The following is a 5,250-nucleotide window of genomic DNA, read 5'->3' on the forward strand; positions in this document are numbered from 1 at the left end:
AGGCCAAGTCTAGCAGGGCTTGTTGCGTTCGTTGCTTTTTATTTCAACTGTCTTTGATTACCTCTCGATAACTGTGCCCGGGTAATGCAGTCTCGTATTAGAGGTTCTTGCACTAAACTTTGTGGTCTTAGTTCCAGTCGTCACCATCACTAGCATCAGGATTAATACTATTTCCTCTTTGCATTATGGCTTTGTTCAAGGAATCATGTATGCTGCCCTTGCTTCCTTGACTAGGTACTTTAGAGTTTACAGCGGACCTATCGCTCTTTTCGTTTTCAGGCACTTTCTTTAATGTCTTTCCCTCGCGAATCTGGTTTAAAAGATTAGTTCTTCCATCTTGATCTTTAACTCCACTACTGGCTTTCGTGGTTTGGCTTCCTGCTGATGGTGCTGGCGGCCGCGGTGGCGGTGGTGGTGGTGGTGGCACTGGTTTGCTACCATCGGTTTGCCCTTTAGCACCACCTCTTTTTGTAGTGTTGCCAGAAGGTAGAGGTGGTGCTGGTGGTGGCGGAGGTGGCGGTACTGGTTTACTACCATCGGTTTGGTCTTTAGCTCCACCACTTGTTGTGTTTTTAGGGGATGGTGGTTGTGGTGCTGGTCGTGTTGGACGTTCTGGTGATGTTTTTTGTTTTGGTTTTTTTGATCGTTCTGTTATCGGTGATAGTAATTTACGTCCATTGGATTGGTTTTCAACTCCACTGATCTCTGTAGTGCTGCTGTTACTGGCTATTGGTGGCAATACTGTTTTGGCAAAGGTCTGTGGCTTTTCAGTAACTGATTCTTGATGCAGGCCTGAGGTAATGTTTGCGTCAATATTTTCTTGAGGTACTTCAGCATCACTTGCTGCAGGAGCTTTGTTCCATGAGTCAGCATCACTGCTACTCAAAGAGTGATTATTGTTTTCATCCATTCCATCGTCGGGCTTAGCATCAACATTCATGTGGTCAGTTTTATTGGTTGCTACTGACTGTGCATGCAACATTCTCAGTTGTTTTGCTGTGTCAAGCTGTTCCGAAGTTATAGTGCCTGTCAGTATTTTGGCTTTTTCACGAGCTTTCCTGGGTTGTTTTTTCTCCTTCTCCATGGCTGTTTTATATGCCTTCTTGGCCAGCCGACAGGCAGTGTGCGCAACAACCAATTGATCATAGGTTTCTTTTTGATCAGAGCTTCCTGTTACTGATTCTTGAACACTATTTTTGAGATTTTCTATTTCATGTTCAGGTAACCACTCCTGTTCCTTTAACATAAGATTTTGAAAGTGACTATCGAAGCAAACATGATTGAAGGATTTTAAAGCCAGATCCGTATTCGTATCCGTTGGATCCAGGTTTTGGAGATTTTTCCACGACTCAGTTAAATCTACTTTTCTGTAAGCAGCCAAGAATTCTTCTGGGTGTTTGGGGGATTCTGATTCCTGAGTCGGTTTGTCGTCAAAATATATTTCGACACTCGATTTAAATTGTGCCAGTCTGGAAATTAATTCTCCATACAGATTTTTATATTCTTCTTGTAGTTTTTCAAACTCAGAAAATTTTTTCACCTCTCGATCTTCAAGTCTTTTGATTGCATTTTCTGTTAGTTTTGTTTTTCTCTTATTATTCAGTATATTTTTTTTAGCTACCATTGCTTCTGCCTCATTTTTTACAATTTTAGAGGCGGTTGTTAGTGTTTTATTTAGTTTGGTAATTATGCTGGGGATTATTTCACGTTGTGCTTCTAAATCTTTTATTTGTTTATCTGTGTTTCTTTCGACTTTTTTGCAATACTCTTCAGAGTCTGAAGCAATACCTTCAAAGAATGGATAGACTATTGTATCTCTTACTTCCTTAATATCATCTGATAATTTTTCATTTTCTTTCAGGTTGTTTCGTGCTTTGCACAAACTTGTTACTTTTTCTACATCCTCAGAAAACATGACGACCATCATATTTCTTAGTGCTTTTCTATGCTTTTTGTGCAAATTGTCATTAATCTTACTGGCAGCACTGAGCAGACCTTTAACCACTTCACATTTTTTTTTGGTCAATTCAAGGGTTTGAGGTTTTTCTTTATCATGGTCAATGCTTCTGAGGTGCTTTGGCATTTCCTCAACAAGTACTGCCATTTGATCATTAATTTTTTCAAATAGTGGCTCTATTATTTTGGGTGGTAGGCGATGGTGATCTCTCAGTCTCTGCACTTCCTCGTATAATTTAACGAGTTTTTGTCCTGAGTTGCAGCATCTGATTTCATAAGAGAGGTATTTCTTAACATCTGATTGAACAAGCTTCGTGAATTTCTTACGGTTAACATAATTATCATGGTTTTGAATTGATTCAGGAAGATTTAAGATATTATCAATATGAGTAGATGTGTCTTCAACCTCTTGTAAAAGCTTGACACGCCTATTGGTCATGAGCTCTTGAAATTCATGCATTGCTTTTTTGAATTCAGATCTTTTTGGATTAATTCGCTCTATATCAAAAAAATTCTCAATCTTTCGTCCCCACGTGGAAACCAGTTTTCCATCACTATCTAATATTTTGGTGCCCTTGCCTGATTCAATTCCAGCGTACTTTGCTGGTTTTTGTTCAGGTATTTTTATTTGATCAAGAGAGGGGGGTGATATGCGTTGGCTATCCATGTCTGTATCCAAAATTACCAGTTCATTTTTGAATGATAGCGTACATTAACTGGATCAATATAAAGGTAACTTTTCATCGAAATAATTCTTTGTCTCAGAGCTAAGAGTCATATTTTTGGCAGACTTTATTTGAGAAATAACTAATTAAAACAGCAGGTATTCCAATTGAATTGAATAAATAAATGTGAGCTAACGTTGAAAATATATATACCAAGAGTTAGCCATCATGGAAAACCAAATACAAATAACCATAACCTTCCTGATCTATTTTATTGCCATGTTGGGGGTTGGTTATATTGCCTGGCAGAGAACCCAAAACTCTTCTGACTATTTTCTTGGCGGGCGCTCACTGGGGCCGTGGTCGGCGGCATTAAGCGCCGGTGCTTCTGATATGAGTGGTTGGCTTTTATTGGGTCTGCCGGGGTATGCGTTTGCGGCCGGATTTGAAGCGATCTGGCTGGGGCTGGGGCTACTGGGAGGAACCTGGTTGAACTGGCTTCTGGTGGCCCGTCGTTTAAGAATATACAGTGCAGCTGCGAATGACTCTTTGACGCTTCCCGAATTTTTTTCCAACCGTTTCTCCGATCTGAAGTATATCCTGCAACCGGTCAGTGCGGGTTTTATCCTGATTTTCTTTCTTTTTTACACCAGTTCAGGATTGGTAGCCGGTGGCAAACTCTTTGAATCGGTTTTTGGTTTTGACTACGAGTTGGCTGTGATTCTTGGCATGTTGAGTGTGGTCTCCTACACCCTGTTTGGTGGTTTCCTGGCAGTCTGCTGGACCGATCTGGTGCAAGGCCTGCTGATGTCAGCAGCGCTGCTGATTGTTCCGGTGACAGTGCTGGAAGTCACCGGTGGTGCCGGGCAGGTGCTTACCGAGATTAACCAACTGAACCCCCATTTGACCAGCATGCTCACTGATGTTCGAGGGGAAGCTCTTTCTGTGATTACGGTTTTGTCATTATTGGGCTGGGGGCTGGGCTACTTTGGCCAGCCACACATTATGGCGCGTTTTAAAGCGGTGCAGTCCAGTCATCAGCTAACGTTGGCACGGCGGATTGCGGTTTCATGGACTGGAATCTGTATGCTGGGTGCTTTGCTGGTTGGTTTGACCGGAATCATATATACCCAGCGGCAGGGATTGGTATTAGACGACCCGGAAGCTATTTTTATGCTGATGGTGAATACCCTCTTTCACCCGGTGATAGCCGGTATTCTACTGGCCGCTATTCTGGCCGCCATCATGAGTACCGCAGATTCTCAGTTGCTGGTTTGTTCTACTGCGGTAGCAGAGGACTTTTATCGCAATATGCTGCGTCCCAATGCTACTCAGGGTGAGATGTTGATGGTTGGCCGTATGGCTGTTGTTGGTATTGCGGTGCTGGCTACGGTGCTGGCACTAAACCCGGACAGTTCTGTGCTTGAGATGGTGTCTTATGCCTGGGCGGGGTTCGGTGCCGCCTTTGGCCCTGCACTGCTTTTTTCCCTTTACTGGAAGCGAATGAATGGCTTGGGAGCCCTTGCCGGTATTGTTGTGGGTGGGGTTACTGTGGTGGTATGGCGTTCGCTCAGCGGGGGGATTTTTGAAGTTTACGAGATTATCCCCGGTTTTATCGCGGCGTCAATGGCAATAGTAGTGTTTAGCCTGATGGGAAAAGCGCCTTCTGATGCGGAGTCAGAAACCTTTCAGAAGGTGCAGACGCTTGTGAAGTCACCATCCCCTGACAATGGATAAGCCTTCTGGTACATCATTTCGATGAGTTTGATGTGTAAAATCTCCGTTCAACCTGAGCGTCCTTCGACTCCGCTCTGGATGCACGGTCGAAGGGTGATTGGCACAATATTCAGGGTATGGAGTTTTCACCTTTCGACTCCGCTCAAGGTGAACGAAGTTTGGAGGTCAATGAAGGAGCCCATCAATTGCATTGAAAACCGTATACTAGTTATGGCGTGGGTAACGCCAGAAGTTAGGGCTGAAGGGCAGTGTCAGGGTGGTATCCACACCGGCAAGAGAGGCTTCCGGATGATATTTGCTCAAATGGTAGCGTACCCGCTGCTCCTGTTGTCTGGATACATCCACCATTATCAAATGTTTGCCTTTTACCAGATCATCGTGGAACCGGGCCGTTTTGTAATTCTCGCGGGTGATACCTGCCAACCCGCCGCTCCAGGCACCAAACATAGTAAAGACGCCAGCGACCACCAGAAGTGCGGGTAGAGGGATATTTATCCCAATCGGGTTCCACCACTCAATCACTGTGGCCGCCAGCAGACCGGCAACACCGCCAATGAGGGCACCCAGCTCTCCTGAGTGAATTACATCGTTTTCCTGCAGCATATTGGCACTGTGAACCTGCTTGTGATACAGGCCAGCTTCATTTCGGCTTAAAACATGGAGGTGCCAGTCGGTGATACCATCCCGGTGCAGGTCTTCATTAATTTTGGTGACACTGTCCAGTGAGCCAGTCAGGTAGTAAAGACGTTTCATAATAAACTCCTGCTTTACTGCGCGCAGAATCTAAGAATAGAGTATAGATTATCCGGAAGGCTGCTGAGAATAGATCACCCCTTTCCTATTCTCGGACAGCCTCCTAGGAGGCTGTCCGAGAATAGCGCCCGTAGCGAGG

The 5,250-nt window shown here is 44.3% G+C and carries 3 protein-coding genes; 1 reads left to right on the forward strand and 2 read right to left on the reverse strand.

Annotation, left to right across the window (positions count from 1 at the left end; all coding sequences use genetic code 11):
• Positions 1-127: 127 nt before the first annotated feature.
• Positions 128-2,623, reverse strand: coding sequence for a WH2 domain-containing protein (locus KDK15_RS00135; protein WP_257293342.1), 2,496 nt, complete (start codon positions 2,621-2,623; stop codon positions 128-130).
• Between the two features lie 226 nt (positions 2,624-2,849).
• On the opposite strand from KDK15_RS00135, the gene putP reads away from it, so the two are divergent.
• Positions 2,850-4,358, forward strand: coding sequence for a sodium/proline symporter PutP (gene putP / locus KDK15_RS00140; RefSeq protein WP_257293343.1), 1,509 nt, complete (start codon positions 2,850-2,852; stop codon positions 4,356-4,358).
• 204 nt (positions 4,359-4,562) lie between these two features.
• Here putP and KDK15_RS00145 read toward each other — a convergent pair whose 3' ends face one another.
• Positions 4,563-5,111, reverse strand: a complete 549-nt coding sequence (locus KDK15_RS00145; protein ID WP_257293344.1) for a hypothetical protein — start codon at positions 5,109-5,111, stop codon at positions 4,563-4,565.
• Positions 5,112-5,250 lie beyond the last annotated feature (139 nt).

This window comes from Endozoicomonas sp. YOMI1 (assembly GCF_024606345.1).
Lineage (GTDB): Bacteria > Pseudomonadota > Gammaproteobacteria > Pseudomonadales > Endozoicomonadaceae > Endozoicomonas.

What these genes read in the sequence shown, in the direction of transcription:
- putP (WP_257293343.1), top strand. Translation starts at nt 2,850, where the DNA reads ATGGAAAACCAAATACAAATAACCATAACCTTCCTGATCTATTTTATT.
- KDK15_RS00145 (WP_257293344.1), bottom strand. Translation starts at nt 5,111, where the DNA reads ATGAAACGTCTTTACTACCTGACTGGCTCACTGGACAGTGTCACCAAA.
- KDK15_RS00135 (WP_257293342.1), bottom strand. Translation starts at nt 2,623, where the DNA reads ATGGATAGCCAACGCATATCACCCCCCTCTCTTGATCAAATAAAAATA.